General features: G+C 59.4%; 30 protein-coding genes. 12 read left to right on the top strand and 18 right to left on the bottom strand.

Going from position 1 to position 25,307, the window contains the following annotated elements; genetic code table 11:
- Positions 1–24: 24 nt before the first annotated feature.
- The gene (locus GOW31_RS15585; RefSeq protein WP_152456756.1) at positions 25–483 is read left to right on the top strand and encodes an Lrp/AsnC family transcriptional regulator; all 459 of its coding nucleotides are present in this window, start codon (positions 25–27) and stop codon (positions 481–483) included.
- 3 nt (positions 484–486) lie between these two features.
- Here GOW31_RS15585 and GOW31_RS22280 read toward each other — a convergent pair whose 3' ends face one another.
- Complete coding sequence (locus GOW31_RS22280; protein WP_171171258.1) at positions 487–1,326, bottom strand: CPBP family intramembrane glutamic endopeptidase; 840 nt, start codon at positions 1,324–1,326, stop codon at positions 487–489.
- Positions 1,327–1,606: 280 nt separating this feature from the next.
- Here GOW31_RS22280 and ppk2 point away from each other — a divergent pair, with 280 nt between their 5' ends.
- On the top strand, positions 1,607–2,524 hold the full coding sequence (gene ppk2 / locus GOW31_RS15575; RefSeq protein WP_371419726.1) for a polyphosphate kinase 2: 918 nt from the start codon (positions 1,607–1,609) through the stop codon (positions 2,522–2,524).
- A 67-nt stretch (positions 2,525–2,591) separates the two neighbouring features.
- Here ppk2 and GOW31_RS15570 read toward each other — a convergent pair whose 3' ends face one another.
- The 3 genes from GOW31_RS15570 to rpsU form a co-directional block, all read right to left on the bottom strand.
- Complete coding sequence (locus GOW31_RS15570) at positions 2,592–3,794, bottom strand: CAP domain-containing protein (protein ID WP_254441733.1); 1,203 nt, start codon at positions 3,792–3,794, stop codon at positions 2,592–2,594.
- A gap of 83 nt (positions 3,795–3,877) precedes the next feature.
- Entirely contained in the window at positions 3,878–4,066 is a 189-nt protein-coding gene (locus GOW31_RS15565; RefSeq protein ID WP_171171256.1) for a hypothetical protein, read from the bottom strand.
- 25 nt (positions 4,067–4,091) lie between these two features.
- Positions 4,092–4,298, bottom strand: a complete 207-nt coding sequence (rpsU, locus tag GOW31_RS15560) for a 30S ribosomal protein S21 (RefSeq protein WP_005614280.1) — start codon at positions 4,296–4,298, stop codon at positions 4,092–4,094.
- A gap of 111 nt (positions 4,299–4,409) precedes the next feature.
- Between rpsU and GOW31_RS15555 the strand changes: the two genes are divergently transcribed.
- Positions 4,410–5,102, top strand: a complete 693-nt coding sequence (locus GOW31_RS15555) for a COQ9 family protein (RefSeq protein WP_171171254.1) — start codon at positions 4,410–4,412, stop codon at positions 5,100–5,102.
- Between the two features lie 61 nt (positions 5,103–5,163).
- Entirely contained in the window at positions 5,164–6,150 is a 987-nt protein-coding gene (locus GOW31_RS15550) for an NAD(P)H-quinone oxidoreductase (RefSeq protein WP_171171251.1), read from the top strand.
- A gap of 30 nt (positions 6,151–6,180) precedes the next feature.
- On the opposite strand, the gene GOW31_RS15545 is transcribed toward GOW31_RS15550, so the two are convergent.
- Positions 6,181–7,038, bottom strand: coding sequence for a DUF2189 domain-containing protein (locus tag GOW31_RS15545; RefSeq protein ID WP_171171250.1), 858 nt, complete (start codon positions 7,036–7,038; stop codon positions 6,181–6,183).
- Between the two features lie 192 nt (positions 7,039–7,230).
- Here GOW31_RS15545 and GOW31_RS15540 point away from each other — a divergent pair, with 192 nt between their 5' ends.
- The gene (locus tag GOW31_RS15540; RefSeq protein WP_171171247.1) at positions 7,231–8,214 is read left to right on the top strand and encodes a quinone oxidoreductase; all 984 of its coding nucleotides are present in this window, start codon (positions 7,231–7,233) and stop codon (positions 8,212–8,214) included.
- Positions 8,215–8,263: 49 nt separating this feature from the next.
- Here GOW31_RS15540 and GOW31_RS15535 read toward each other — a convergent pair whose 3' ends face one another.
- From GOW31_RS15535 to GOW31_RS15490, 10 genes are all read right to left on the bottom strand, one after another.
- The gene (locus tag GOW31_RS15535) at positions 8,264–8,797 is read right to left on the bottom strand and encodes an outer membrane protein (RefSeq protein ID WP_171171245.1); all 534 of its coding nucleotides are present in this window, start codon (positions 8,795–8,797) and stop codon (positions 8,264–8,266) included.
- Positions 8,798–9,057: 260 nt separating this feature from the next.
- A complete protein-coding gene (locus tag GOW31_RS15530) occupies positions 9,058–9,534 on the bottom strand; it encodes a YHS domain-containing (seleno)protein (protein WP_171119757.1) in 477 nt (158 codons plus the stop codon).
- Between the two features lie 183 nt (positions 9,535–9,717).
- A complete protein-coding gene (locus GOW31_RS15525) occupies positions 9,718–9,987 on the bottom strand; it encodes a hypothetical protein (RefSeq protein ID WP_171171243.1) in 270 nt (89 codons plus the stop codon).
- Complete coding sequence (gene plsY, locus GOW31_RS15520; RefSeq protein ID WP_171171241.1) at positions 9,984–10,589, bottom strand: glycerol-3-phosphate 1-O-acyltransferase PlsY; 606 nt, start codon at positions 10,587–10,589, stop codon at positions 9,984–9,986. Before plsY ends, GOW31_RS15525 begins: the two co-directional genes overlap by 4 nt.
- A complete protein-coding gene (gene pyrC / locus GOW31_RS15515; RefSeq protein WP_171171239.1) occupies positions 10,589–11,869 on the bottom strand; it encodes a dihydroorotase in 1,281 nt (426 codons plus the stop codon). The genes plsY and pyrC overlap by 1 nt, the downstream gene beginning before the upstream one ends.
- Positions 11,866–12,318 (bottom strand): hypothetical protein, encoded by a 453-nt coding sequence (locus GOW31_RS15510; RefSeq protein ID WP_171171237.1) that lies wholly within the window; start codon positions 12,316–12,318, stop codon positions 11,866–11,868. Before GOW31_RS15510 ends, pyrC begins: the two co-directional genes overlap by 4 nt.
- The gene (locus GOW31_RS15505; protein ID WP_171171235.1) at positions 12,315–12,701 is read right to left on the bottom strand and encodes a hypothetical protein; all 387 of its coding nucleotides are present in this window, start codon (positions 12,699–12,701) and stop codon (positions 12,315–12,317) included. Before GOW31_RS15505 ends, GOW31_RS15510 begins: the two co-directional genes overlap by 4 nt.
- Complete coding sequence (locus GOW31_RS15500) at positions 12,686–13,204, bottom strand: hypothetical protein (RefSeq protein WP_171171234.1); 519 nt, start codon at positions 13,202–13,204, stop codon at positions 12,686–12,688. Before GOW31_RS15500 ends, GOW31_RS15505 begins: the two co-directional genes overlap by 16 nt.
- Positions 13,201–14,136 (bottom strand): aspartate carbamoyltransferase catalytic subunit, encoded by a 936-nt coding sequence (locus GOW31_RS15495; protein ID WP_152456771.1) that lies wholly within the window; start codon positions 14,134–14,136, stop codon positions 13,201–13,203. Before GOW31_RS15495 ends, GOW31_RS15500 begins: the two co-directional genes overlap by 4 nt.
- 59 nt (positions 14,137–14,195) lie before the next feature.
- Positions 14,196–14,810 carry a scavenger receptor class F, member 2 gene (locus GOW31_RS15490; RefSeq protein WP_171171233.1) on the bottom strand — a complete coding sequence of 205 codons (615 nt, stop codon included), beginning with the start codon at positions 14,808–14,810 and terminating at the stop codon, positions 14,196–14,198.
- Between the two features lie 83 nt (positions 14,811–14,893).
- On the opposite strand from GOW31_RS15490, the gene GOW31_RS15485 reads away from it, so the two are divergent.
- From GOW31_RS15485 to GOW31_RS15460, 6 genes are all read left to right on the top strand, one after another.
- Positions 14,894–15,661, top strand: coding sequence for a uracil-DNA glycosylase family protein (locus tag GOW31_RS15485; protein WP_171171232.1), 768 nt, complete (start codon positions 14,894–14,896; stop codon positions 15,659–15,661).
- The gene (locus tag GOW31_RS15480) at positions 15,658–16,257 is read left to right on the top strand and encodes a metallophosphoesterase (protein WP_171171231.1); all 600 of its coding nucleotides are present in this window, start codon (positions 15,658–15,660) and stop codon (positions 16,255–16,257) included. Before GOW31_RS15485 ends, GOW31_RS15480 begins: the two co-directional genes overlap by 4 nt.
- On the top strand, positions 16,254–16,874 hold the full coding sequence (locus GOW31_RS15475; protein ID WP_171171230.1) for a LysE family translocator: 621 nt from the start codon (positions 16,254–16,256) through the stop codon (positions 16,872–16,874). Before GOW31_RS15480 ends, GOW31_RS15475 begins: the two co-directional genes overlap by 4 nt.
- Positions 16,875–16,880: 6 nt before the next feature.
- Positions 16,881–17,423, top strand: coding sequence for a molybdenum cofactor biosynthesis protein B (gene moaB / locus GOW31_RS15470; protein WP_171171229.1), 543 nt, complete (start codon positions 16,881–16,883; stop codon positions 17,421–17,423).
- A 106-nt stretch (positions 17,424–17,529) separates the two neighbouring features.
- The gene (locus GOW31_RS15465) at positions 17,530–18,978 is read left to right on the top strand and encodes an efflux RND transporter periplasmic adaptor subunit (RefSeq protein WP_171171228.1); all 1,449 of its coding nucleotides are present in this window, start codon (positions 17,530–17,532) and stop codon (positions 18,976–18,978) included.
- A gap of 5 nt (positions 18,979–18,983) precedes the next feature.
- Positions 18,984–22,385: an efflux RND transporter permease subunit gene (locus tag GOW31_RS15460; protein ID WP_171171226.1), complete on the top strand. Its 3,402-nt coding sequence runs from the start codon at positions 18,984–18,986 to the stop codon at positions 22,383–22,385.
- On the opposite strand, the gene GOW31_RS15455 is transcribed toward GOW31_RS15460, so the two are convergent.
- Both GOW31_RS15455 and GOW31_RS15450 read right to left on the bottom strand, forming a co-directional pair.
- Positions 22,352–22,801, bottom strand: coding sequence for an NUDIX hydrolase (locus tag GOW31_RS15455; RefSeq protein ID WP_171171225.1), 450 nt, complete (start codon positions 22,799–22,801; stop codon positions 22,352–22,354). The genes GOW31_RS15460 and GOW31_RS15455 overlap by 34 nt on opposite strands.
- A gap of 4 nt (positions 22,802–22,805) precedes the next feature.
- Positions 22,806–23,618, bottom strand: coding sequence for a protein-disulfide reductase DsbD domain-containing protein (locus GOW31_RS15450; RefSeq protein WP_254441732.1), 813 nt, complete (start codon positions 23,616–23,618; stop codon positions 22,806–22,808).
- A 145-nt stretch (positions 23,619–23,763) separates the two neighbouring features.
- On the opposite strand from GOW31_RS15450, the gene GOW31_RS15445 reads away from it, so the two are divergent.
- Positions 23,764–24,318, top strand: coding sequence for a YqgE/AlgH family protein (locus tag GOW31_RS15445; protein WP_152456781.1), 555 nt, complete (start codon positions 23,764–23,766; stop codon positions 24,316–24,318).
- Here the strand turns inward: GOW31_RS15445 and GOW31_RS15440 are convergent, their stop codons facing one another.
- Positions 24,319–25,269: an L-threonylcarbamoyladenylate synthase gene (locus GOW31_RS15440; RefSeq protein ID WP_171171222.1), complete on the bottom strand. Its 951-nt coding sequence runs from the start codon at positions 25,267–25,269 to the stop codon at positions 24,319–24,321. It abuts the gene before it with no gap.
- Positions 25,270–25,307: the final 38 nt, after the last annotated feature.

The following is a 25,307-nucleotide window of genomic DNA, read 5'->3' as shown; positions in this document are numbered from 1 at the left end:
AAACCTTGCAAAGGAATTGCATGAATGAGCTTGGATACGACTGATCGCAAGATTCTGGCGGCATTGCAAAAAAACGGTAGGATGTCGAATTCGGAATTGTCTGAACAGGTCAACTTGTCTCCGTCGGCTTGCCACCGGCGTGTTCAGCGGCTGGAGGTTGAAGGCTACATTCGCAACTACGTGGCGCTGCTGGATGCGCGGAAGATGAACGTGCCGACAACGGTCTTTGTCGAAATCACGCTACAGGGTCAGGCCGAAGAGGTTCTGGATGCGTTTGAAAAGGCGGTGGCCCGGATACCGGATGTGCTGGAATGCCATCTGATGGCCGGTACGGCGGATTACATTCTGAAAGTTGTGGCGGAAAACACCGAAGATTTCGCCCGCATCCATCGGCAATACCTGTCGCGCCTGCCCGGGGTGGCGCAAATGCAAAGCTCGTTTGCCTTGCGTACCGTGTTCAAGACCACAGCCTTGCCCGTCTAATTGTCATAAAGGTCCGGGATAGGTGAACAGAAAAAGGTGGGTCAGGTTGAACCCAAAATGCATCATCACAGGCACCCACAGGCGTCTGGTTGCATAGTATCCCAATCCGCAGGCCAGCCCGAGAATGGAAGCAAAAACCACCAGCGCCGGACCCCCGGCGACATGGGCCAGCCCGAACAGCAGACTGGCTGCTATTACACTGCCAACGTCCCCCAGGCGCGGGGCGATGGCCGATTGCAGATAGCCACGAAAGAAGGCTTCTTCCGTCAGGCAGGTCAGAAACAGGTTGGACAGGGCAAATACCAGCCACCAAGGCGGGACAGTAAATTCCGGCTGTACCGCGCCGAAGGAAAGCCCCAACAGAAACAGCCCCGGCAGGAGCAGCAACCCTGCCAGCAAAGCCGTGCGTTTGATCTGCGTTTTGCCGCGCAGCATCCGGGGCCAGGCCAGAAGAACGGCAAAGAAGACCATCGGTTTGTCCAGGTTCAGATGCAGGGTGAAACTGGCGCTTCCCGTACCCGCCTGTACCTGATCCAGAATTTTCAAATTTTCGAATCCCGGCAGCAGATGTGCACCCATCACCAGACACCACAGGATCAACAACAGGTGTCCGGCGACAGCAGGCCATCCTTTCAGATGGGGCAGCAACGAAGCTCCGACCAGACCAATGGCCGCCGCAGCGATCGCCATGGGTGACATCAATCCTGTCGCCGAGGCAATGCTGATGAACAAAACCAGCAACGACAAGCCGATGCCTGTCCGCCGGGTCAGCACCATCAATTGCGCTGATATAAGAACAAGCCAGGGCCAGATAATGGGCATCACGGAAAGAAGGAATGTCACAATCGCCTCGTCTTTGTCATGCGCACCGTGATGCCGCACCAAAACGAGGCAATGCAAGCATCCGTGGCCAAGCGCAACGCATTGCGTCAATTCAGACGCTTGTATCCCGCGGGACAGATGTACAAATTCAGGTGAAAGATCATATTCTCGCGCTGGACCTGATTTGCAGGCACGACAACGGCCGCAGGACTCGTGACCCTAGCATCAATTTATCTGGTGGCATCAGGTTGTTACACGGGCTCGATATGGTCCGAACCCGAAGACCGAGAAGGAGCTGACCTTGGACAACGAAAACACTGGCGCCCCCAAAGACTGGCTGGAAGCCGAGCTGGAGGACACGCTGGACGAAGATTTCGAGATAGAATTCAGTGAGCCGATGCTGTCGATGGAAGTCCGAAAAATCTATCGGGAACAGCATCCGGATATGTTGGATCGCAAGGTTTACTTCCGCAACCTGCTGCGCCTGCAAGCCGAACTGATCAAGGTTCAGGACTGGGTACAGCATACCGGGGCCAAGGTCTGTATCCTGTTTGAAGGCCGTGATAGTGCCGGTAAAGGGGGCGTGATCAAGCGGATCACCCAGCGTCTGAACCCGCGCGTCGCGCGCGTGGTGGCATTGCCGGCACCCAGCCGCCGAGAGCAAAGCCAGTGGTATTTCCAGCGCTACGTACCGCATCTGCCGGCGGCGGGCGAAATCGTTCTGTTCGACCGCTCCTGGTACAACCGGGCCGGCGTCGAGCGGGTGATGGGATTTGCGTCCGAGGACCAGGTTGAACAATTCTTTCAGGACGTTCCGGAATTCGAACGGATGCTGGTGCGGTCAGGGATCATTCTGCTGAAATACTGGTTCTCGATCACGGACGAGGAACAGCAGTTGCGATTCCTCATGCGTATTCACGATCCGATGAAGCAATGGAAGCTGTCACCGATGGATCTTGAATCCCGCATCCGCTGGGAATCCTACACAAAGGCCAAAGAGGATATGCTTTTCCGAACGAATATCCCCGAGGCCCCGTGGTACATCGTCGAAGGCAATGACAAAAAACGCGAAAGGCTAAACTGTATCGAGCATCTTTTGACAAAAATCCCCTACGAGGACGTGCCTCAGGAAAAGGTCAATCTGCCCGACCGCAAGTACAACCCGGAATATGAACGCCGCGTTTTGCCGGATGAGCTTTACGTACCAAAGATCTATTGAAGCAAAACCAGGCTCTGAGCCGGATTATGCGAGGCCGACACGGCCGGCCTCGCACAGGGTCAAATGATCAGGCTGCATCCATCATGCAGTCAAAGTGGAAGAAGTTGACCATTGTGATGTCACAGTCATCGACGTCGGCTGTTTCGGTGCCCGCAGGCTCGGATTCCGTTTCCGGCGTGACGTCGGCGGTCGGCATCATGTCGATATCATCGGTGTCTGCCACGTCCGTGTCGCCGTTCATATCGTCACCCCAGTTGAACTCGTCAAACTGCGCTTGCAGGTTTTCGAGGAAACTGGCGATTTCATCCAGGAAGGCCTGAACGTCAAAGCAGAACGTCTCGGCCTCACCCCCGTCAACCACGTCCACGTCCGGCGTTTCGGGTTCCGGTTCCTCGGTCTCGGTGACGTCGGTGTCGGGTGTTTCGGGTTCCGGCTCTTCGGTTTCGGTGACGTCGGTGTCAGGTGTTTCGGGTTCTGGTTCTTCGGTTTCGGTGACGTCGGTATCGGGTGCTTCGGGTTCTGGTTCCTCGGTCTCGGTGACGTCGGTGTCGGGCGTTTCGGGCTCCGGCTCTTCGGTTTCGGTGACGTCGGTATCGGGTGCTTCGGGTTCTGGTTCCTCGGTTTCGGTGACGTCGGTGTCGGGCGTTTCGGGCTCCGGCTCTTCGGTTTCGGTGACGTCGGTATCGGGCGTTTCGGGTTCCGGTTCCTCGGTCTCGGTGACGTCAGTATCGGGTGTTTCGGGCTCCGGCTCTTCCGGAACGGCAACTTCGTCCGGCGTGGTTGGCGGAACGGGCGGTGTGTTCGTATTGCCGTTGTCCAGCATGACTGCCGCGTCGGTTGCGGCAAAGTTCTGGGTGACCATCACCGCATCAAAACCCTGCATATCGCCGGTTTCGATCCCGATCCCGATATATTTGAAATCCGGGTTCAGAATATTGGCGCGGTGGCCCGGGCTGTTCATCAGGTTCTGGTGCAACTGCGCCACGTCATCGCTGATGCCGGGCTGCCCGCGTTCGGACTGCCATGCGATGTTTTCGCCGGTCCGCCAGTTGCCCTCAAGATCGAACCCGGCGTTTTGCATCCGCTGAGTCGCACTGGAACCGCCCGAGCCGGTGTGGCTGAACGTGTCTGTATCCAGCATCCAGGTGCTGTGATCTTCGGATGAATCGTTCAGCTTCGTCTCAAGCTGAAGCGGGTTGAGCCCGCGGGATGTGCGTTCCTGGTTGATCAGCTCCAGCATCTCGCGTTCGAATGTGCTTGCAGTCGACATTTTTGCCTCCGTTTGTGTTTGTGCCCTTCCGGACGGGCTCACTTAGAGGTCGGGATATCGACGGTGGTAGAGGGTGTTTCACCTCAGGCGAGTTTTGGCGACGCGATGCTACCGATGCGGGATTCGCTGCGCTGCAAAATGCCGGGCAAAATGTTGCTGGTGAGGAAATGGCGGCTTGTCGCACAGCCGGTACCACGAGTCGGCGGATTGAAACCGATCGCCGAAACGACAAACCCCCGGGCGATGCCTCGGGGGTCGTCAAATAGTGTCATCCAAAGCTGGACGAGACCAAAGGTCTTAGAGCAAACCTTCGCGCTGTGCTTTCTTACGTGCCAGTTTACGGGCACGACGGATCGCTTCAGCCTTCTCGCGCGCTTTTTTCTCGGACGGTTTCTCGAAATGTTGCTTCAGCTTCATTTCACGGAACACGCCTTCGCGCTGCAGCTTTTTCTTCAGGGCACGAAGCGCCTGATCGACGTTGTTGTCGCGAACACTAACCTGCATGTGGTTGTCACCACCTTTCTAGATAGAGTTGCAAGGAAATTGCAGGAGTTGGCCGTATAGCAAAGCCGCTCTAACTTGTCTAGTACTGGACCCGACAACCGGAGAACCGCCATGACGACCACATATGAAAATGCAAAACAGCAGCTTTTGGATGCGATGCTGATACATGTTCCCTTCGATGGGTGGTCGGAATCCAGTTTCCGCGCCTCCATTTCCGACTGTGGTCTGGATGACGGTCTGGCACGCGCGATTTGTCCGCGCGGCGCGGTGGATCTGGCGCTGGCCTACCACGCGCGCGGGGATCAGGCGATGCTGGACCGCATCAGGTCCGAGGACCTGAGCGAATTGAAATTCCGCGACAGGATTGCCGCAGCGGTTCGGTTCCGGTTGCAGGCCGTCGAGGACAAAGAACTGGTGCGCCGGGGCATGACGCTGTTTTCCCTGCCAACCCATGCGGCCGACGGTGCCAAGGCGGTTTGGCAGACCTGCGATCTGATCTGGGATGCGCTGGGCGACAGCTCGGATGATGTGAACTGGTACACGAAGCGGGCCACTTTGTCGGGTGTCTATTCCTCGACCCTGCTGTTCTGGCTGGGTGATGACAGCCCGGATCATCAGAACACGTGGGAGTTTCTGGATCGCCGGATCGCAAATGTCATGGAGTTTGAAAAGCTCAAGGCGCAGTTGCGCGACAACCCGGTGTTGAAACCGTTTCTGGCGGTTCCGAACTGGCTGGCGGGTCAGGTGAAGGCTCCGGTCAAAATGCGGGCCGATCTTCCGGGAATGCTGAACCCCCGAAAGTAGCGCGTCTTGGTGCTGGGCCTTGGCCCTGATGCCTGCTAGGCATTGGGCAAAGGAGGTGCCTATGACCCAGATGATGCGCGCTGTTGAGATCACCGAACCGGGTGGTCCCGATGTTTTGAAACTGACCGAGCGTCCGATTCCCGAACCGGGTGCGGGGCAGGTCGTTCTGAAAGTGGCCTATGCTGGGGTGAACCGCCCGGATGCGTTGCAGCGCGCGGGCGCTTACGATCCGCCGCCCGGTGCCAGCGACCTGCCGGGGCTTGAGGCTTCGGGCGAAGTGGTCTCGGTCGGGGCCGGGGTCGAAGGACTGTCCGTCGGGGATCAGGTCTGCGCGTTGCTGCCGGGCGGCGGCTATGCCGAATATGTCGCCACCCCTGCGGCCCATTGCCTGCCGGTTCCTGCCGGCATGGGAATGAAAGAGGCGGCCTGCCTGCCCGAGACCTTTTTCACTGTGTGGTCCAACGTGTTTACGCGGGGCGGGCTGAAGGCCGGTGAACGATTTCTGGTCCATGGCGGCTCAAGCGGGATTGGCACGACGGCCATCCAGTTGGCCAATGCCTTTGGCGCCCGCGTTTTTGCCACCGCAGGGTCGGATGAAAAATGTCAGGCTTGCGTCAAGTTGGGTGCGGAAAGGGCGATCAACTACCGCGATGAGGATTTTGTGGCCGTTATGCGAGCCGAAGGCGGGGCAAACCTGATCCTCGACATGGTCGGAGGCGACTATATCCCGCGCAACGTCAAAGCTCTGGCCGAGGATGGGCGGCTGGTCCAGATCGCCTTCCTGCAAGGCCCGGTGGTCGAGCTGAACTTTGCCCTCATGATGGTCAAGCGCCTGACCCTGACCGGCAGCACCCTGCGCCCGCAAAGCGATCTGGCCAAGGCCCGGATTGCGCAGGACCTGCGCGAAGCTGTCTGGCCTCTGCTTGAGGCAGGCAAGGTTGCGCCTGTCATGGACAGCGAATTTGATCTGGCCGAGGCTGCGGCCGCCCATGCACGCATGGAAAGCTCGGGCCATATTGGCAAGATCGTCCTGCACGTCGCGGGCTGAACTCTGCGCGCGCGGGGCAGACCCGCGCGTTCACGCAACCGCGCGGCGGTACAGGTGCCATGTGGCATGGCCCAGAACCGGCATCACTATGATCAGGCCCAATAGCATCGGCACGGCACCCAGAAACAGAAGGGCCGCCACGATGAAACCCCAGGTCAAGATGACGCCGGGGTTGTGACGCAACACGCGAAACGACGTCACGACCGCCACCGGCAATCCGACTTGCCGGTCCAGAAGCAACGGAAAGCTGACGACGCTGATCGCCAGAGCGCAAAGAGCGAACACGAACCCAACGGCGAGTCCGACAACCATCATGGTCCAGCCGGCAACCGTAGTGACGGCCTGCTTGGCAAAAGTGCCAAGTGACGCGGGGGCTTCTGGCCCCATTGTATGCGTGTAAATGCTCTGCGCCACCATCAGCCAGATCAGCAGAAGCATCACCAGATAAAAACCCAAAACCAGAATTGCGCCGAAAGCCGGAGAGCGGAATACACCGAACGCATCCAACCAATGCACCGTGCTGCCTTGTTCTCGTTTGCGGCTGATCTCATACAGCCCCACAGCTGCGACTGGACCGATCAAGGCAAAACCGGCGATCAGAGGCGCCAGAAGTGGCACCATGTTGACGTTCAGGGCAAAGCCGAACATCAAAAGCCCCGCAACCGGGTAGATCAGCACAATAAATATGGCATCCGCCCGTGTTTCGACAAAGTCGTGATACCCCGCCTTCAGACAGGCGCGCAGATCTTGCATCGTCAATGTCTGCACCATCGGCAAATGCGTGGTATCTGCGCTTCCGAGTTTTGAAACGCTGTCCGAGACATGATCACTGGCCGCCCCCAGATTCTGGGCTGCCCAACTGATCGGATTTCCGATTGTTTTAGCCATTTTCATCCCCTTTCCTGGCGAGATTTGCGCCGCGGAATGGATCCGGCATTAAGTTGTCCGTGGCCGGACCAGCCGACAACGCCTGATCGCAGTATAGCACAGTTTGGCGGAATCCTGATCAACACTCTGATATCTGACGATTGCTCCGCATCGCAGTCATGTTAGCTTGATGTCAGGCAAGAGGAGGTCAGGATGCAGACAACAGCGAAAACGGTGGTATTGCACGAATTCGGCGGGCCCGAGGTTCTGCGGATCGAAGACAGGCCATTGGGCGACCCCGGACCGGGTGAAATACGTATCCGTCATCATGCCTGCGGTCTAAACTTTATCGATGTTTATCAACGCACTGGATTGTACCCCCTGGAGCTCCCCCATGCTTTGGGGATGGAAGCGGCGGGTGTCGTCGAGGCCGTCGGGGAAGGGGTAACGCACCTGAAACCCGGTCAACGGGCCGCGTATGCCGCAGCCCCACCCGGCGCGTATTGCGAGGCCCGCGTGATGCCTGCGGCACAGGTGTGCCCTTTGCCGGATGGCATCTCTTTCGAAGCGGCTGCGGCAATGATGTTGAAGGGTTTGACGGTTGAATACCTGTTTCACCGAACCACTCCGCTGAAACGCGGGGATACGGTGCTGTTCCACGCAGCGGCGGGTGGGGTCGGACTGATCGCCTGCCAATGGGCGAAGTCAGAAGGGATCACTCTGATTGGCACGGCGGGAACCGACGAGAAATGCAGCCTCGCCCGGTTCAACGGGGCCGCGCATTGCATCAACTACCGCTCTGAGAATTTCGCCGAACGGGTGGCCGAGATCACCAAAGGCAAGGGTGTGGATGTGGTCATGGATTCCGTGGGGGCGGACACGTTCGAAGGATCGTTGAACTGCCTGAAACCCTTGGGAATGATGATTTCCTTCGGCAACGCCTCAGGGCCGGTGCCGCCATTCGATATCGCTGTTCTGGGCCAGAAAGGATCGCTCAAGATTACCCGCCCCACTTTGTTCACCCATATTGCGGACCACTCCGTCTGTCAGGCAATGGCGCGCCGCTTGTTCGGCAAGGTCGAGGGCAGAGAGGTCAAGATCCACATCGATCAGCGCTTTGCGCTGGATCAGGTGGCCGACGCACATCGCGCGTTGGAAGCGCGGCAGACGACCGGCAGTACGATTCTGGACCTTTGACGCGAAACCCGGCCTGTCAGGCCGGGTCAAACTTGATCCTGAGTGCCGTTCAGAAGCGGTAAGAGACACGAACCTGCAATGTGGTTGCGTCGACATCCACATTGCTTCCGTTGAAGTTATTGAATTCGTGGTACAGCAGCTCTCCGCCAATGCTGACATTTGGGGCCACGATCTGTTCATAGCCTGCGCCGATGAACCACCCGTCATCACTGCCCAGGGTGTCGGTGCCCGCTTCGGCGTAGCCTGCCGTGCCGTACAGCAGACCTTGCGGGTTTACCTTGTAGCCGGCGCGCGCTTTCAGCCGCCAGACATCTTCGACAGTTGCGGCGCCGGACAGGCCCACGTCAGTCCAGTCATAGTCAAATCCGCCGCCAACGACCCAGTCGCCCAGATCATAGTCGTAGCCTAGGATGATACCACCGATCACGCCATCGCCATCGACACCGGACAGGCTGGTGTCTACATCGGCATAACCCAGTTGCAGACCGCCATAAAACCCGGTCCAGTTGCCCGAGGATTGTGCCATTGCCGATCCCGCGACCACGGTTGCGACAGTAGTGATGAGAGCCAATTTCAAAGTCATCTCATTTCCTTTCGATTGTCACTCTGCTCCAGTGAAATTCGGTTCACCTATGCAGACGATTACGATCCGCGAACGTCATCGGATCAGTGATACCTACGAACCCCTGCCCGAATTTCACCTCTGAAACGTGAAAAGACACGCCGGGGGCCTTTGAAATCGGGCACTTCTGATACGGATGAGATAGGTAGAGATGAGAGGTCTTCAAACGATATGCGGCGGCGGAACATTCCGCCGCCGACACATCTGAAGATTTAGGCGGATTATTGCTTTTGCAATTCAGCAGGGGTCTTGTCCGCGATGTTTTCCCAGTTTGCACTTGCGCTTTCGATAAAGCCCGGGATGTCGCCTTCCCAGCGTTCCTGGATGTCTTCCGACAAGTTCAGGTACAGTTTGTTGTCGACGATTTTCCAGTGGTTCGGGTCACCGTCGAACTTGAAGCCCATGGCTGTACCAAAGGCACAATAGCCGCCGTAGGCAGGCAGGTAAGCTTCCGGGTTGGCTTCGAAGGCGGCTTTGTTTTCCTCGGACGAGAAACGGTACAGCGCATCGTCGTGCAGCGCGGTGATGCGATAGTCGCCTTTGGTCGCTTCACCGACGGTGAAATAGGCAACCGGGTCATAACCCTGCATGGCCAGACCGGTCGAGCTTGCGTTGATGTCCACTCCAGCGGCCAGAGCGGATGTTGCCAGTGCAACGGACAGAGCGACGCCACCGATCAAAGATTTAAACTTGTTCATTGTTCCACCTTTCGTGAAAGGAGCCTCGTCTGTGTGCGGATCGAAGGCCCCGGATTGTTGTCCTGTGTGGCCCGTAATTGACCGTCACGACAGCGATCTGGGAAGCAGGCGGATCACGTTCAAAACAATGAATCGTGATTGTGCGTCAGAGAGGAACGTCTGTTCAAAAATGCAGGCCTGACATTACGCGTCCGGTTCAAAATCCAGAACAAACGCGATGACTTTGCTGGCCGCCATTTCACAAGGTCTCAGCAGCGCGCCGCTGATGCGTGTCTGATACAGGTTCATGCTGATATAGTCGGTGCCGCCCAGTTCGTGCGCAACCAGCTTGTGGGATTTCCCCTTTGCCAACTGTTGGCGCACGAGGACATAGCGCCGGTCCCCCGATGTACCGGCAAACCTGCCCTCGGGCAGTGCGAAAAACGCGGAAACGAAAGCGTCCGGCGGTGTCACGATTTTCCGATTTTCGGTTCAGTCCCGGCCTTGATCCGTGCGACGTTGGTGCTGTGACGCCAATAGATCAGAAGGGTCAGGATAATCCCAAGGATAAAGGATTGTCCGTTTGTCAGAACCAGCACCCAGGTCGTTGAAAGCGCGGCCGCGGCCAGTGCGCCGACCGAGGATATCCGCCAGATCGCCGCCGCCACCAGCCAGCTGAGACAGCACGCAACTCCGACGCGCCAGTCCAGCGCCAGCCAGAGGCCCAGAAAGGTCGCCACGCCTTTTCCGCCCTTGAAACCCAGCCAGATGGGAAAGCAATGACCCAGAAAGGCAAAAAGGGCTGCGATCTGCGCGGCGTCTTCTCCGGCATAAGCACGGGCAATCAGTACTGCCACCGCGCCCTTGGCGGCGTCGAACAGCAAGGTCAGCGCCGCGGCGGCTTTGTTGCCGGTGCGCAGGACATTGGTTGCGCCGATATTTCCGGATCCGATTTCGCGCAGATTTCCCAGCCCCATGACCCTTGCAAGCAGCAGGCCGAAGGGAATGGAGCCCAAGAGATATCCAACCACCGCCCATTGGAGCAGTTCGCTGGTCGAGTTGTCGATCGGGGGCATCAGGAACTCCGGAACACTTTTTTACCTGCAACATAGGTCGAAATGACCTTACCTTGCATCCGCTGGCCGTCAAATGGCGTGTTCTGAGATTTGGATTTTAAGGCAAAGCGATCAAGCACAAAAGGCACATCCTGGTCGAACAGAACCAGATCCGCCGGGGCGCCTTCCGACAATCGGCCGCTTTCCAGACCAAGCCGTTTGGCCGGGTTCAATGCCATCGCCCGGAACAGGGTCGGAAGGTCCAACTGGTCGGCATGATACAGGCGCAATGCCGCCGGCAAGAGCGTTTCCAGCGCCACCGCGCCCGAGGCGGCCTCTTCAAACGGCAGGCGTTTGCTTTCTTCGTCCTGCGGCGTGTGCATCGAACTGATCGTGTCGATCAGGCCGGTGCGCACCGCCTCGATCACCGCCTGCCGGTCATCCTCGGACCGCAGCGGAGGCTTGACCTTGAAGAAGGTGCGATAGTCGGCCACGTCCAACTCGTTCAACGTCAGGTGATGGATCGAGGTGCCGGCAGTGATGTCCAGCCCGTTGCGCTTGGCCCGTTCCAGCGCGGGCAGGGCGCGGGCGGTGGTGATTTGGTCGGCGTGATAGGCCGCGCCCGTCATTTCCAACAGCGCGATGTCACGGTCCAGCCCCATGCGCTCGGCCATGGGCGAGACCGCAGGCAATCCGCGCAGGGCGGCGAATTTGCCGCTGGTGGCCGCGGCGCCATGGCTCAGGCCCGGATCTTGCGGGTGGGCAATCACCAGCGCGCCGCAGGATTTCGCATAGGTCAGTGCGCGGGAAAACACCTTGGTATTGGTGATGACGTGATCGCAATCGGTAAAGGCCACGGCGCCTGCGTCCTGCAAGAATCCGATTTCCGTCATCTCACGCCCTTCGCGCCCCTTGGTCAGCGCGGCCATCGGCAGCACGTTGACCGGCGCATCCGCCTGCGCGCGCCGGGTCGCGAATTCCAGCGTTTCTGGCGTATCGACCGCAGGCAGTGTATCCGGGCGGGTGACAATGGTGGTGACACCACCGGCTGCGGCAGCGAGGCCTGCAGATTTGTAGCTTTCCTTGTGCCGTTCGCCCGGCTCACACACCTTGACGCCGATATCGACGATGCCGGGGGCGAGGCACTTGCCCCCGCAGTCGATGACCTGGGCGTCGGTGGTGGGCGCATCCCCGTCACCGGTGCCCTGAATGAGGCCGTCGGCAATGTGCAGCCAGCCGAGACTGTCCGTTCCGGCCTCAGGGTCGATCAGGCGGGCGTTGGTGAAGAGAACAGAAGTCATTGTGCGGCCTCTCGGGCTTGGTGCAATGCCTGCAATGCGGCATCAGGGTCGGAGAGATGATCGAATGAGAAAAACGGATGGCGGTCAAAAACCACTCGTCTTCGATGGCATGAGAAGTTCAGAAATTGGTCGACTTTCAGCTCTTTCGACTTCAGGTTCTTGTTGAACTCCCATGCTTTATGCGAAGTGACAACATAGACCCGTTGTGCGCGAATAAACCGATCTGCCCACAAGAAAAAAGCAAATCCGAGAGTGCAGGCGAAAATCTTCCAAAAGTCTCTGGCGGTTTCAAATATCCATGGGCTAGCCAGCCAAATCAGGGCAATCAGACCAATTCCTGCCTTGTATGCCCAGCCATACCGAGGCGGGAAAACCCCCTGATCCGGTTTCCCAACCCACAAAACCTTTTCGGCTTCGGGAATTTGCTCGCGCCACCAATCGCCGTTCATCCCATCGCCCTCTCAATCGCGGCTTTGGTGGCGGCGGGGTCGGCTTGATACTTGATCAGATGCTTGTCACCGCTTTTGGTGACGATCTGGACAAAGCTGCCCATGGTTTTGACCGCCTCGATCTGGTTCAGCGCCACCTTGCGCGGGCCGGGGCCGGTCAGAGTGGTTTCTGACATCTCCCAGTTGGCAACCAACTCTTCCGAGGCCAGATACCACGCGCGTATGCCGATGGCGGCCAGGCCAGCTGGGGCTCCGGTCCAGACGTAAGGATTACCGATCAGCCACAGCACGGCCATTGCACCGGCCATGGCCACAGCAGCCAGCCATGCATTTGTGCGGATATAGGCCCCTTTGTCCGGGGCGAAGATCACAGGATCAGCCATAAGATGCCTCCGATGACCACAAGCGCGACCAGTGCCAGAATGGCAGATCCGACGCGGCGGGGGGTGTCACCCGCTGTGACGGTTTGCGGGGCGGAAAAGGGTTTGGCGCTTTCGGTTTCGATGATCCCCCCGGTCCAGTTCGTGGCCTCTTCCGTGAACAGGCCGATCAGGCGCAGGCGCGGATCGGGGTTCAGCGTCGCCGGGTGTCCGTTGAAAGCCGCGCTGCGAAGGACCATGACCCAACCGTCGACAGAGGCCAGAGCGTTCCGGTCCAGCTGGTCCGCAGACACGCCGCAGCCCTCGGTCATGTAGCCGTACAGGCCGAGGTCCTCGAGGTCGGAGACCGGGAAAATATCGATATGGCTGGGGTCCAGCCCGTCGACCCCAAGCACCTGATCGGCGGCACCCGGTTCGCGCAGGAATTTCGCCTCTTCCGGGCGCATGTCCAGCGTGAACAGGCGCAAAACGCCGCGTTCATGGGGGGCGACGATCAGATCGCTCATGCGGCCTCGCGCAGGTTGCGGGCCAACAGATCCATCGCCGCCATGCGGACGGCGACACCCATTTCCACCTGTTCCTGAATGACGGATCGGTTGATATCGTCCGCCAGCGTGCCGTCTATCTCGACCCCGCGGTTCATCGGGCCGGGATGCATCACGATCGCGTCCGGCTTGGCCTGCGCCAGCTTTGCGGCGTCCAGCCCGTAGCGGTGGTAATATTCGCGTTCCGAGGGGATGAACCCGCCATCCATCCTCTCTTTCTGAAGGCGCAGCATCATGACGACGTCAACGTCCTTGAGGCCCTCGTTCATGTCGTCATAGATCTCGGCCCCGAACTCGGCGAATTGCGCGGGCACCAGCGTCGGCGGGCCAATCAGGCGGATGCGGTTTTCCATCTTGCCCAGCAGGATCAGGTTCGATCGCGCGACGCGGGAATGGGCGACATCGCCGCAAATGGCAATGTTCAGCCGGTGCAGGCGGCCCTTGGCGCGACGGATGGTCAGGGCGTCCAGCAGGGCTTGCGTGGGGTGTTCATGCTTGCCGTCACCGGCGTTCAGAACGGCGCAATTGACCTTTTGCGCCAGCAGATCGACTGCGCCGGAATGCGGGTGCCGAACCACCAGAAGATCCGGGTGCATCGCGTTCAGCGTCATCGCGGTGTCGATCAGGGTCTCGCCTTTTTTGATCGAACTGGCCTGCATCGCCATGTTCATCACATCCGCGCCCAGACGCTTGCCCGCCAGCTCGAAACTGGCCTGTGTGCGGGTCGAGTTTTCAAAGAACATGTTGATCTGGGTCAGCCCCGACAGAACGTCGGAATGCTTGGTCGACTGGCGGTTCATGTCGACATAGGTCTCGGCCAGATCCAGAATGTCGGTGATATCGGATTGCGACAGATGCTCGATGCCAAGAAGGTGACGATGGGCGAAACGCATGGGCGGGCTCCTGTCTGACAATCGCGCCGCTTATAGGAAGCCGGGCGGCGCAAGGCAACCTAAGGTTCCGTACCCTCAGGCAGTTTTTCGCAGCCGCCGTCGGGCAGGCATTGCTCGCCCGGCTTGCACCATTTGCCATAACCGCAGTCGATGGCCTTGATCGGTACGCAGCCTTGATGCGCCGAGCATTTGAAACCGGGGCGGCATTGTGATCCGGTTTCCTCGCACAGGAACCACCCCGGACGCGAGCAGCCCCCGCCGGGCAGGCAGGCCGAACCGCGCGCGCAGGTTCTGCCATCAGCGCATGTGGTCGGTGGCGTCGTATCCAGTTCGGGTGCGCTTCGTTCACACTCGCCACGGCCATTGCAGAAACTGTCGCCCGGACAATCCAGCCGCGATGCGCATTTGTTCAGGCCTGCGGGCGCACATCTGAGTCCACCAGCGACGCAGCGTTCGAACGGACCGCAACTGCGCCCGCCGCCGCAATAGGTGCCGCCCAGTGGAATGCAATGGCCATCAAAACTGCATCTTTGCCCGCCTGAACAACATGTGCTGCCGCATTTGAACTGACCCGCACGGCATTGCCCGTGTTTGTCATGAAATGTGGCCCATGCCGGATCATCGGTGACAACCAGCACTAATCCAATGATGAGGAATCGCAGAAATCTGAGCATCGCATGCCGATGGTCGGCGCGACAGAGCGACCGATCAAGCCCTATTCGCTTTCCCTCAGCCCTCAGGCGGGTAAGTTATCCCTATGGAATCGGGCTTGGACTATTATTCTGCGCGGGCGCTGCTGGAATGGCAGATCGAACTGGGCGCGACCGAGGCAATCGGTGATGCGCCGGTTGACCGGTACGCGTTGCCCGACACCACGGCCAAACCCAGGAAACCGGAAACGCCCCCCGCCGCCCCGGCAAAGCCAAGGGATGTGGACCCGGTAGCAATCGCAGGATCCGCAGCACGGGGCGCGGGATCGCTGGATCAGCTGCGCGCAGCGATGGACGCGTTCGAGCATTGCGAGCTCAAGCGCGGAGCGCGGCAGTTGGTCTTTGCCGACGGGACCCCCGGCGCGCGCGTGATGATCATCGGCGAGGCGCCGGGTCGCGATGAGGACCGCGAGGGCAAACCCTTTGTCGGTCGCGCCGGTCAATTGCTGGACCGGATGCTGGCGGCAATTGATCTGGATCGTCGCGAGAACGTCTATATCACCAATGTGCTGCCATGGCGCCCCCCGCAGAACCGCGACCCCAAACCCGAAGAGATCGGGATGATGAAGCCGTTTCTGGAACGCCATGTGGCCCTGGCCAGACCCGAGGTTCTGGTTGTGATGGGCAATATCAGCTGTCAGGCGGTGCTGGGCAAACGCGGCATCACCCGCCTGCGCGGCAAATGGGATCAGGCAATGGATCTGCCGGTGATCCCGATGTTCCACCCGGCTTACCTGCTGCGACAACCGCAGATGAAACGGCAGGCCTGGGCGGATCTGCTGGAACTGAAAGCGCGGCTGCGAGGTGCAACATGAAGGTTCTGGCATTCTCTGATCTGCACATGGCGCGCAACCGGGCAGCCGATATTGTTGCCGCCAGCACCGAGGCTGATCTTGTCATCGGTGCCGGTGATTATTGCAATTCGCGTCAGGGGCTGGACGAGGCGATGCAGATGCTGTCCGGCATTTCGGCCCCGCTGGTCCTGATCCCGGGAAACGCGGAAAGTGCAGAAGAGCTGGGCAATGCGGCCCCGGACGGTGTTCATGTCCTGCATGGGTCTGGCATGACCATAGACGGCTTGCGCTTGTTTGGTCTTGGCTACGGCGTACCACCTACTCCGTTCGGAGACTGGTCCTGTGACCTGACGGAAGGTGAGGCGACCGAGATGCTCGACCGGTGTGAAACGGCTGATGTCCTGATCGTTCATTCTCCGCCCAAAGGGTATGGGGATCAGACATCGCAAGGCCTTTCGGTCGGATCGACTGCCATACGGGATGCGGTGGAACGCCTTCAGCCGGGATTTGCGTTCTTCGGTCATGTGCATGAAAGCTGGGGCTATCGCGGGTCCTTGGGGCGAACGCATTTGGCCAATCTGGGCCCGATGCCAAGTTGGTTTGAGGTGGATGCGTGATCGAATTCCAGACTTTACTGGTCTTTGTTCCAGCGGCACTGGCACTGAACCTGACGCCCGGTGCTGATATGATGTTCTGCTTTGGCCAAGGGCTGCGATCCGGGGCGTGGCCTTCGGTATCGGCAAGCGCCGGCGTGTCCGTGGGTTCGATGATTCACGTGCTGCTGGCAGGGCTTGGGCTGGGCGCTGCGGTGTCGGCGCTGCCCTGGCTTTTCGAAGTGATCCGCTGGATGGGTGCCGCTTACCTGATGTATCTGGCTTGGGGTGCGGTCCGGCATGGCGCTTCGACTGGGGATAGGCCTGTGCGGTCGACGCGCATGGCCTTTCGGGATGGGATGTTGGTCAACCTGACCAATCCCAAGGTCATTCTGTTCGTGCTGGCGTTCATACCGCAATTCGTCGACCCGACCGCGGGATCGGTTCTGGTACAGTTTCTGATCTTTGGGCTGATCATCGCGTTTGGCGGGTTCTTGGTGAACGGGCTGGTCGGAATTTTTGCCGGCGGGGCAGGCAAGGTGCTGATCGGCAACCCGCGCGCCTCGCGTATTATTGGTTGGGTCACAGGGGGTATTTTTTCCGCCCTCGCGATCCGGCTTGTCATGATGGAAAGGGCCTGACGCAAGATGTCGCGCATTGACGAAACCAAGGAGTTCATCCCCGTCAGAATTGCCGTTCTGACCGTTTCGGACACCCGATCGTTGGACGAAGATCGCTCGGGGCAGACATTGGTGGACCGGATCGAAAAAGCGGGCCATGTGGTTGCGGATCGCCAGATCATCCGGGATGAGCGCGACCAGATCGCCGACCAGTTGCGGGCATGGGTGGCTGATGAACAGATCGATGTCGTGATTTCGACCGGTGGAACGGGTCTGACGGGGCGGGACGTGACGGTCGAGGCGCATCGGGACGTGTACGAAAAAGAGATCGACGCATTCGCTACTGTCTTCACCATCATTTCGATGGAGAAAATCGGCACTTCGGCGGTGCAGTCCCGTGCAACCGGGGGGGTTGCGGGGGGAACATATCTTTTTGCATTGCCCGGCAGCCCGGGAGCCTGCAAGGATGCGTGGGATGGGATTTTGGAAAAACAGTTCGATTACCGGCATCGCCCCTGCAATTTTGTGGAAATAATGCCCAGATTGGACGAACATCTGCGACGGAAGTAGACTGGTCGTACGTTCAATTCCGTATAACCGCTTTGTGGCTTGGCATAATTCGTAATCCGGCTACATGTTGTGGACGGCAGCTTGGTGCAACCGGGGTAACTGTTTGATGCGATTTCTACGGCAGAGTCTTGTCGGTATCTTTCTGGCGTTCCTGACGCTTGCTCTGCTGTTTATTGCCGCGCAGATCATCATGGGTGCCGTTCAGGACGTCCTGACGCGTGAGGACCAGGCGCCCGCCGCCCGCGAACGGGTCTTTGCGGTTGCCGTACGTCAGGCCGAAGCGGAAACCGTAATCCCATATCTCGAAGCATTCGGAGAGGTCCAGAGCCGGCGCAGACTTGAATTGCGCGCGGCACTGGGTGGCCGCGTTGTCGCCCTGGCAGAGGATTTTGTGGATGGCGGAACTGTGACTGCCGGGGAAGTTCTGGTTGAACTGGATCCGGCGGATGCCCAATCCGCGCTGGATCGGGCCAAGTCCGATCTATTGGACGCACAATTCGAAGAACGTGATGCCGAACGGTCTTTGCTGCTGGCGCAGGACGAATTGAAATCGGCCGAGGCGCAAGCCGAACTGCGGGAACGGGCGCTGCAACGGCAACGCGATCTGGAGGCCCGAGGGGTAGGCGCCGCCGCCAGCGTGGAAGAGGCGGAACTGGCGGCTGCTTCGGCACAACAGGCCGTGCTGGCGCGCCGTATCGCGCTTGCACAGGCTGAATCCCGCGTCGATCAGGCAACGACGTTGTTGGCGCGGGCGGTGATCGCCTTGGAGGCAGCGGAACGCGATCTTGACGATATGACCATTCGGGCCGGATTCAGCGGTACGCTGACCGATGTGACGCTTGTGGAAGGGCGGTTGGTGTCGGCGAATGAAAAACTGGCTGAACTGGTTGATCCAAATGCTCTTGAAGTGGCGTTCCGGGTGTCGACGGCACAATATGTACGTCTGTTGGACGAGAATGACAGGCTGATCAACGCACCGGTCACGGTTTCGCTTGAGGTGACGGGCACCGATCTGACCGCGACTGGTCATATCAGCCGCGACAGCGGTTCTGCGGGCGAGGGTCAGACCGGACGTTTGATCTATGCGCGTCTGCAAGAGGCATCCGGTTTCAAGCCCGAAGATTTCGTCACCGTCTCGGTTCAGGAACAACCGCTTGCCAATGTGTTCCGCTTGCCGTCTTCGGCATTGGATGCATCGGGAACGGTTCTGGTGCTGGGTGCGGATGACCGTCTGGAAAGTTTGCCGGTGCAGCTTGTCCGCAGACAGGGTGACGAGGTTTTGCTGCGGGGCGACGGGTTGGAAGGGCGCGAGGTTGTGATCGGACGCACGCCGTTGCTTGGATCTGGCGTGCGGGTGCGGCCCTTGCGGCTTGAGGCCGGGGCAGACCCGGGCATGGTCGAACTTTCAGATGCGAAACGCGCTGAACTCGTGGCCCGGGTCGAGGCCAACGAATCCATGCCTCAGGATGAAAAAACTCAGGTTCTCGGTCAGTTGCGGGAAGCGCGCGTCCCTTCATCTCTGGTGCGGCGCATTGAAACCAAGGCCGGGGGCTGAGCGTCATGATGCGCGAGATACCTGGCGCAGCGGGTGGCCTTCTCAGCTATTTCACACGGCACCGGACGGTCGCCAATTTGCTGCTGCTGGTGATGCTGGTTCTGGGTGCAGCGGCTATCCCGAACATGCGGGCGCAGTTCTTTCCGGATGTTGTTCTGGAACGTGTGGATGTCACCGTCACATGGGATGATGGCGGGCCGGAAGACATGGACGCTGGGATTGTCCAGCTGCTGGAACCCGCGTTGCAGGCTGTCGAAGGTGTGACCAGCACCGAGGCCAGCTCTTACCCGACCTGGACCCGTATTCGGCTGGAATTCGAACCCAATTGGGACGTGTCACGCGCGGTTGAAGATGTCAGAACCGCGATAGATGGAGTTACGGACCTGCCCGAAGGTGCCGACGAACCCAAAATCCAGCGTGGTGTATGGCGAGATCGGGTGACGGATCTTATCATCAGCGGACCAACCGATCCTGCACAACTGGCAAAACTGACCGATGAACTGATCAATCGCCTGTTCGCTGCCGGGGTCACGCGCACAAGTATACGCGGTCTCGCGGCACCGCAGATCATTGTCGAGGTTCCAACGGCGCAACTGATTGCCAATGACATCACGATGGCGGATATCGCCTCGGCCATTGGGGCCGAGGTCAACACGGACCCCGCAGGCCAGGTGGAAGGCGCGGGTGCGCGGGTTCGCGCTGGAACGGAAAAGCGCAGGCCCGATCAGATCGAAGAAATTGCGCTGCGAACAAATGCGGACGGATCGAAGCTGCGGGTTGGCGATATCGCCCGCATCGTGGTTGAGGGGGTCACACGCGACCACAGCTATTATGTCGGAGACCACCCGGCCATGTCGATCCGGGTCGACCGATCGAACCTGGGTGATGCCATAGAAATTCAACACACTGTCGAGGACGTTGCGCGCAATATGCAAGCCAGCGTTCCTGAAGGCGTGAAGATCGAACTGATCCGCACCCGGGCTCAGGCCATTACAGATCGGTTGAACATCCTTGTCGACAACGGGTTGATGGGCCTTGGTCTTGTCGTCTGCTTGTTGTTTCTGTTTCTGAACGCACGCATCGCCTTTTGGGTCGCTGCTGGGATTCCGGTAGCCATGTCGGCGGCCATTGCATTCATGTATCTGGGCGGCTTGTCGCTGAACATGGTCTCGCTGTTCGGCCTGATCATCACCTTGGGGATCGTGGTGGATGACGCCATTGTCGTGGGAGAACATGCCGATTTCCGCGCCCGCCGACTGGGCGAAGTGCCGGTGGTGGCTGCTGAACGCGCGGCCCGACGTATGGCGATGCCGGTACTGGCTGCTACCGTAACGACGGTGATTGCGTTTTTTGGTTTGACACTGGTCGGCGGACGCTTCGGAGAGCTGATCCGTGATATTCCCTTCACAGTGATCGCGGTTCTGATTGCGTCGCTGATCGAGTGTTTTCTGATCCTGCCCAATCACATGGCGCACGCGATTGCCCATTCAACAAAGGAGCACTGGTACGATCTGCCAAATCGCGTCGTCAATCGAGGTTTTCGTTGGGTGCGAGACCATCTTTTCCGCCCGCTGATCGGCTGGGTGATTTGGGCGCGCTACGTTGTTGTGGCGCTAATGATCGCCATATTGGCAAGCCAGGTTGCCCTGTTCATCCGAGGGGATGTGAATTGGCGATTTTTCAATGCGCCTGAACGCAGTTCAGTCAGTGGTGGCTTTATCATGCGCGAGGGGTCGACCCGGTCCGATACGCTTGAAATGATGCATATGTTACAGCAGGCGACCAATGAACTGGGCCAGATCTATGAAGAACGCTATGGTCAGAATCCGATCGAGTTTGTTCTGGCAGAAGTCGGCGGCACTGCCGGCCGCGGGCTCGCGGCGGCAGATGGCAAAGATGGAAGTGTTTTGGGTGGCATATCAATCGAATTGATTGATGCCGACTTGCGACCCTATTCCAGTTTCGAGTTTGTAGGCGAGTTGCAGGACTTCGTGCCGCGTCACCCGAACGTCGAAGTGCTTACGTTCCGGGGGTGGCGATCCGGTCCCGGTGGAGATGCCATCGACGTGCAGTTCTTTGGCTCGGACGTAAACGTTCTGAAGGGGGCATCAGAGGATCTGAGGGCCGCGCTGTCGAAATTTCCCGAAGTTTCGGCGCTTGAGGATAATCTGGCCTATGACAAGGAAGAGTTCATTCTGGACCTAACCGAACAGGGGCAGGCGCTGGGCTTTCGGATAGAAACACTGGGGCGTGCCTTGCGCAACCGCCTGAACGGGATCGAGGCTGCAACCTTCCCTGATGGACCACGCAGTACCGCGATTCGTGTGGAACTGCCCGAAGGTGAACTGACGGCTGATTTCCTGGAGCGCACGCTCATGCGCTCACCGGAAGGTGTCTATGTGCCTTTGGCGGACATTGTCTCTGTTGAGCGTAAGTCCGGTTTCTCGACGGTTCGGCGGGAAAACGGCGTGCGAGTTGTTTCAGTCAACGGCGATATCTCCGAGGACGATCCGGCGCGCGCGGCTGAAATCGAACGGGCGATGCAGGATGAGATCCTGCCCAACATAGCGGCGGAACGACAGGTGGAATGGCGCATGTCGGGCCTGAGCGAACAGGAAAGTGAATTCCTTGCCGAAGCCCGCACCGGTTTGATCCTGTGCCTGACAGGTATCTACCTTGTTCTGGCCTGGGTGTTCGCCAGCTGGACACGGCCAGTGGTTGTCATGGCAATCATACCCTTTGGCCTCGTTGGTGCAATCTGGGGCCACTACATCTGGGATGTGCCGCTCAGCATGTTCACGGTGGTCGGGTTGCTGGGCATGACGGGGATCATCATCAACGACTCGATTGTTCTGGTGACGACGATAGATGCGTATCAAAAAGACCGTGGTCTGGTTCCGTCCATTGTCGAAGGTACCGCAGACAGGTTGCGTCCCGTGATGCTGACCACTTTGACCACGGTTCTTGGACTTGCGCCGTTGCTTTACGAGGGTTCGCAACAGGCGCAATTCCTGAAGCCGACCGTGATCACGCTGGTTTACGGGCTTGGGTTCGGGATGTTGCTGGTTCTGATCCTGGTGCCTGCCCTGTTGGCGATCCTCAATGACGTGGCGCGTCCTATGACAGCCATGCGCCGTGCCGCGCGGGCACCGGACCGGGTTGTTCGCGGGGCGCTGGCGGCAACCGGGGCCGCATTGGCTGTTTGGTTCGGCCTGACGATGATTTGGCCCGCGGTTACAGGCGCGCCGCTCGGCGTACTGCAAGGCCTCTATGCAGGTGGAGATGGCATTGCGGTGCTGCGAATGGGGTTGGGTGCATTCCTGGCCGGGGCAATTCTGATCGTGGTCCTGAGCGTGGTCCTGTCAGGTTTGCTTTATGGGCGGCTGACAAGATCGGCCGATGCCTGATCCGCGCGGATCGCGTGTTCCAAAAGGTCGATGACCCGCGCGCTCATCGGCAGGTCGCCCCGGCGTATCTGTTCGATGGCAAACCAACGGGCATCCAGCGCGTCGTCACCAGCTTGTGGTGTGCCGGAGCGATAGCGGCAGGCAACACCGACCAACAGGTAATGGGACAAAACCTGCCCCGCCTTGTCGTGAAGCAGCAGATCCAGATTTCTCAGGTAATGAGACGGTTCCGCAATCACCGAGGTTTCTTCCCGCAACTCGCGCTGCGCCGCCTGCAGAACGGTTTCACCCCACTCTACGTGGCCGCCGGGGAACCCCCACAGGCCCTTGTCCGGCTGTTTGCTGCGCTGAACCAGAAGTACCTTGTCCTGATGCAGAACAACCGCCAATGCACCGATCTTGGGGGATTGGCTCATGCATTCAGCCCGCGCTACAGCCCAGAATATCCACCGCGTGGTCGGACCCCAGAACAGTGATCCGGATCTCGGACCGGTCCAGCGCAAAAGGTGCACCTGATGCGTGTATGATTTCCGCTTCGGCCACCAATGTATCCCCCTGCCTCTGAGATACGGGTTGCGAGGTCCAAAGCGAAGGATTGCCAGGTTCGATCACGGCGACTTCTCGGCCACCCGCGGACGGCATCGTCATCCGCGCCTCGATCCGCATCCCATCTTTCGTGGGCGTCAGATTGCAGGTGGTCTTGGTGACACGAGCTTCGCGTGCAGAATAGGGCCTTTGCGCCATCGCTGCGGCAATCGCCGGGTTGCGATCAGCTTCGGCGTCCAGCGTGTGGTCGAAATCCAGGCGTTCCGGGATGCAAACGTCTTTGCAGACCCCCAGATCCATCTTACCTTTCAGACGGACCGGTTTTGCCGGGTTGCGCGGAGTGACCTTGATGGGCAGGACCAGCTGATTTTCATAGCCAATCGATTGCAGGCCATTCTGGTCAAAGACTTCGGGCGAGGGCCAGATGATTTCCACCTGGCCGACATTGCTGGATCGCTTCCAGTCGAACTCGGGCGGGATGCCGGAATCTCCTGGCGCGCGCCAGTAGGTCTTCCAGCCATCCTTGAGCGTCAGTTTCAGCGCGGTCATGTAGGTGCCGTTGGTCGTCCGTCCACCATCCAGAACATCCAGCCGAACCACGTTGTCCAAGTCCTGCGCGGCAACTGGAACGGACAGGCTCAGACACGCGAGCGCGGCTACGGCGGTGGGTTTGATCGGCATCTTCATACCCCATAAATGCGCGTCGATGGCGCGGATTCCAAGTCACGATCCGGTCACTGCGCTGAAATCTGTCGAAATACGGGTTGGTCTCTTGCAAACTGGGGTGCGGCAGGGCCATTGTTGACGTGAACTGACAAAGAGATGACGGCCCATGGACCTGACCGGAAAACTGTTGATTGCGATGCCCGGAATGGGCGATCCGCGATTCGACCATTCGGTGGTGTATATGTGCAGCCATGGCGACGATGGCGCCATGGGATTGATCGTGAACAAGCCTTCGGATCTGCGAATCAAGACGTTGCTGGGGCAACTGAACATCGCCTGCCGTATCCCGGTGATCGGAGAGCGCCTTGTGCATTTCGGTGGCCCGGTCGAGATGTCGCGCGGATTTGTCCTGCACAGCGCCGATTATGAGGCCAATCTGCATTCGATGCATATTTCCGCGGATTTCAGCATGACGGCGACACTGGATGTGCTTGAAGATCTGGCCTCTGGCAGCGGACCACTGAATTCGATGCTGACGCTGGGCTATTCCGGCTGGGGCCCGGGTCAGCTTGAGGACGAAATCGCGATGAACGGCTGGCTGACCACCGAAGCGACGACGAAACTTGTCTTCGACGTGCCTGATGACGAAAAATGGGAAGCTGCCTTGGCGACGCTCGGGGTGGACCCTCTGACGTTGTCCGCCAGCGCAGGCCGGGCCTGATCAGCTGTCGCGTGGCGCAGCGGCGCGGCGCAGCCTGTCGTTGATTGCGGCCCCCAATCCGGTGTTCGGGATCGGAGATACGGCAATTGGTCGGCCGGTCTCGTTCAACCTGTGAAGGGCTGCAAAGAGGTTCGCGGCCGCCTGGGTTAGACGTCCATCGACAGACAGGTTCAGGTCGCAATCCACCGCTCCAAAGCCCAGCAGAACCTCATCCCCGTGACGCGCAGTGGCGTTCAGGCGGACCGGGGCGTCGGGCGCATAATGCGACTGCAACTGCCCCGGAGCGGTCAGAAGATCGCCGGATTGGTGCAGGTGCAGGTGCAGGTTCAGCACGCTTTCGATCCGGTCCAACGCAACGCCGCCCGGACGCAGCAATGTGGGCTCTCCGGCCAGACCGACAATGGTGGATTCCAGCCCCACCGCACAGGGACCGTCGTCCAGAACAGCCGCGATCCTTCCGCCAAGACCGGACCACACATGAGCCGCCGTCGTGGGGCTGATCTGACCCGAGGGATTAGCCGAAGGGGCCGCGACCGGTCCGTCAAAGTCGGCCAGCAGCGCACGCGCCGTCGGATGCGCAGGTACCCGCACGGCCAGAGTGTCCAGCCCGGCGGTCACCAGCGAGGAAACCCCGTGCCCTTCGCGCAACGGCAAAACCAGGGTCAGAGGACCAGGCCAGAAGGCCTGTGCGAGTTGCTCGGCCAGATCCGACCATTGCACAAAGCGCTGGGCCGCTTCGACCGAGGCGACATGGGCGATCAGCGGGTTGAAGCTGGGCCGTCCCTTGGCCTCGTAAATCGATGCGACGGCCTGTCCGTTGCGGGCGTCGCCGCCAAGGCCATAGACCGTTTCGGTCGGAAAAGCGACCAGAAGACCCTGGCGCAAAAAATCGGCAGCCTGCGCGATGCCGCCGGGATCTGCCGTCAATTCCTGTGTGCCGGATGAGATCATATCTGATGACGCCGCGTTTTGGTTGCCTGGAACTTGAG

It is taken from the genome of Ruegeria sp. HKCCA0370, from assembly GCF_013033705.1.
Taxonomy (GTDB): Bacteria; Pseudomonadota; Alphaproteobacteria; order Rhodobacterales; family Rhodobacteraceae; genus Ruegeria.
Note: the sequence above shows the minus strand (reverse complement) of the source record. Positions and strands in the feature narration are given on the sequence as shown.

Excerpts from the sequence above, each read along its gene's own strand:
- plsY (WP_171171241.1), bottom strand. The coding sequence starts at position 10,589 with ATGCCCCCGATCGACAACTCGACCAGCGAACTGCTCCAATGGGCGGTG.
- GOW31_RS15495 (WP_152456771.1), bottom strand. The coding sequence starts at position 14,136 with ATGCGTTTCGCCCATCGTCACCTTCTTGGCATCGAGCATCTGTCGCAA.
- GOW31_RS15540 (WP_171171247.1), top strand. The coding sequence starts at position 7,231 with ATGCAGACAACAGCGAAAACGGTGGTATTGCACGAATTCGGCGGGCCC.
- GOW31_RS15565 (WP_171171256.1), bottom strand. The coding sequence starts at position 4,066 with ATGACACTATTTGACGACCCCCGAGGCATCGCCCGGGGGTTTGTCGTT.
- GOW31_RS15465 (WP_171171228.1), top strand. The coding sequence starts at position 17,530 with ATGCGATTTCTACGGCAGAGTCTTGTCGGTATCTTTCTGGCGTTCCTG.
- GOW31_RS15585 (WP_152456756.1), top strand. The coding sequence starts at position 25 with ATGAGCTTGGATACGACTGATCGCAAGATTCTGGCGGCATTGCAAAAA.
- GOW31_RS15550 (WP_171171251.1), top strand. The coding sequence starts at position 5,164 with ATGACCCAGATGATGCGCGCTGTTGAGATCACCGAACCGGGTGGTCCC.
- GOW31_RS15545 (WP_171171250.1), bottom strand. The coding sequence starts at position 7,038 with ATGGCTAAAACAATCGGAAATCCGATCAGTTGGGCAGCCCAGAATCTG.
- GOW31_RS15510 (WP_171171237.1), bottom strand. The coding sequence starts at position 12,318 with ATGAACGGCGATTGGTGGCGCGAGCAAATTCCCGAAGCCGAAAAGGTT.
- GOW31_RS15505 (WP_171171235.1), bottom strand. The coding sequence starts at position 12,701 with ATGGCTGATCCTGTGATCTTCGCCCCGGACAAAGGGGCCTATATCCGC.
- rpsU (WP_005614280.1), bottom strand. The coding sequence starts at position 4,298 with ATGCAGGTTAGTGTTCGCGACAACAACGTCGATCAGGCGCTTCGTGCC.
- GOW31_RS15455 (WP_171171225.1), bottom strand. The coding sequence starts at position 22,801 with ATGAGCCAATCCCCCAAGATCGGTGCATTGGCGGTTGTTCTGCATCAG.
- GOW31_RS15500 (WP_171171234.1), bottom strand. The coding sequence starts at position 13,204 with ATGAGCGATCTGATCGTCGCCCCCCATGAACGCGGCGTTTTGCGCCTG.
- GOW31_RS15485 (WP_171171232.1), top strand. The coding sequence starts at position 14,894 with ATGGAATCGGGCTTGGACTATTATTCTGCGCGGGCGCTGCTGGAATGG.
- GOW31_RS15460 (WP_171171226.1), top strand. The coding sequence starts at position 18,984 with ATGATGCGCGAGATACCTGGCGCAGCGGGTGGCCTTCTCAGCTATTTC.
- GOW31_RS15480 (WP_171171231.1), top strand. The coding sequence starts at position 15,658 with ATGAAGGTTCTGGCATTCTCTGATCTGCACATGGCGCGCAACCGGGCA.
- GOW31_RS15490 (WP_171171233.1), bottom strand. The coding sequence starts at position 14,810 with ATGCTCAGATTTCTGCGATTCCTCATCATTGGATTAGTGCTGGTTGTC.
- moaB (WP_171171229.1), top strand. The coding sequence starts at position 16,881 with ATGTCGCGCATTGACGAAACCAAGGAGTTCATCCCCGTCAGAATTGCC.
- GOW31_RS15570 (WP_254441733.1), bottom strand. The coding sequence starts at position 3,794 with ATGTCGACTGCAAGCACATTCGAACGCGAGATGCTGGAGCTGATCAAC.
- GOW31_RS15440 (WP_171171222.1), bottom strand. The coding sequence starts at position 25,269 with ATGATCTCATCCGGCACACAGGAATTGACGGCAGATCCCGGCGGCATC.
- GOW31_RS15555 (WP_171171254.1), top strand. The coding sequence starts at position 4,410 with ATGACGACCACATATGAAAATGCAAAACAGCAGCTTTTGGATGCGATG.
- GOW31_RS15450 (WP_254441732.1), bottom strand. The coding sequence starts at position 23,618 with ATGAAGATGCCGATCAAACCCACCGCCGTAGCCGCGCTCGCGTGTCTG.
- GOW31_RS15445 (WP_152456781.1), top strand. The coding sequence starts at position 23,764 with ATGGACCTGACCGGAAAACTGTTGATTGCGATGCCCGGAATGGGCGAT.
- pyrC (WP_171171239.1), bottom strand. The coding sequence starts at position 11,869 with ATGACTTCTGTTCTCTTCACCAACGCCCGCCTGATCGACCCTGAGGCC.
- GOW31_RS15535 (WP_171171245.1), bottom strand. The coding sequence starts at position 8,797 with ATGACTTTGAAATTGGCTCTCATCACTACTGTCGCAACCGTGGTCGCG.
- GOW31_RS15530 (WP_171119757.1), bottom strand. The coding sequence starts at position 9,534 with ATGAACAAGTTTAAATCTTTGATCGGTGGCGTCGCTCTGTCCGTTGCA.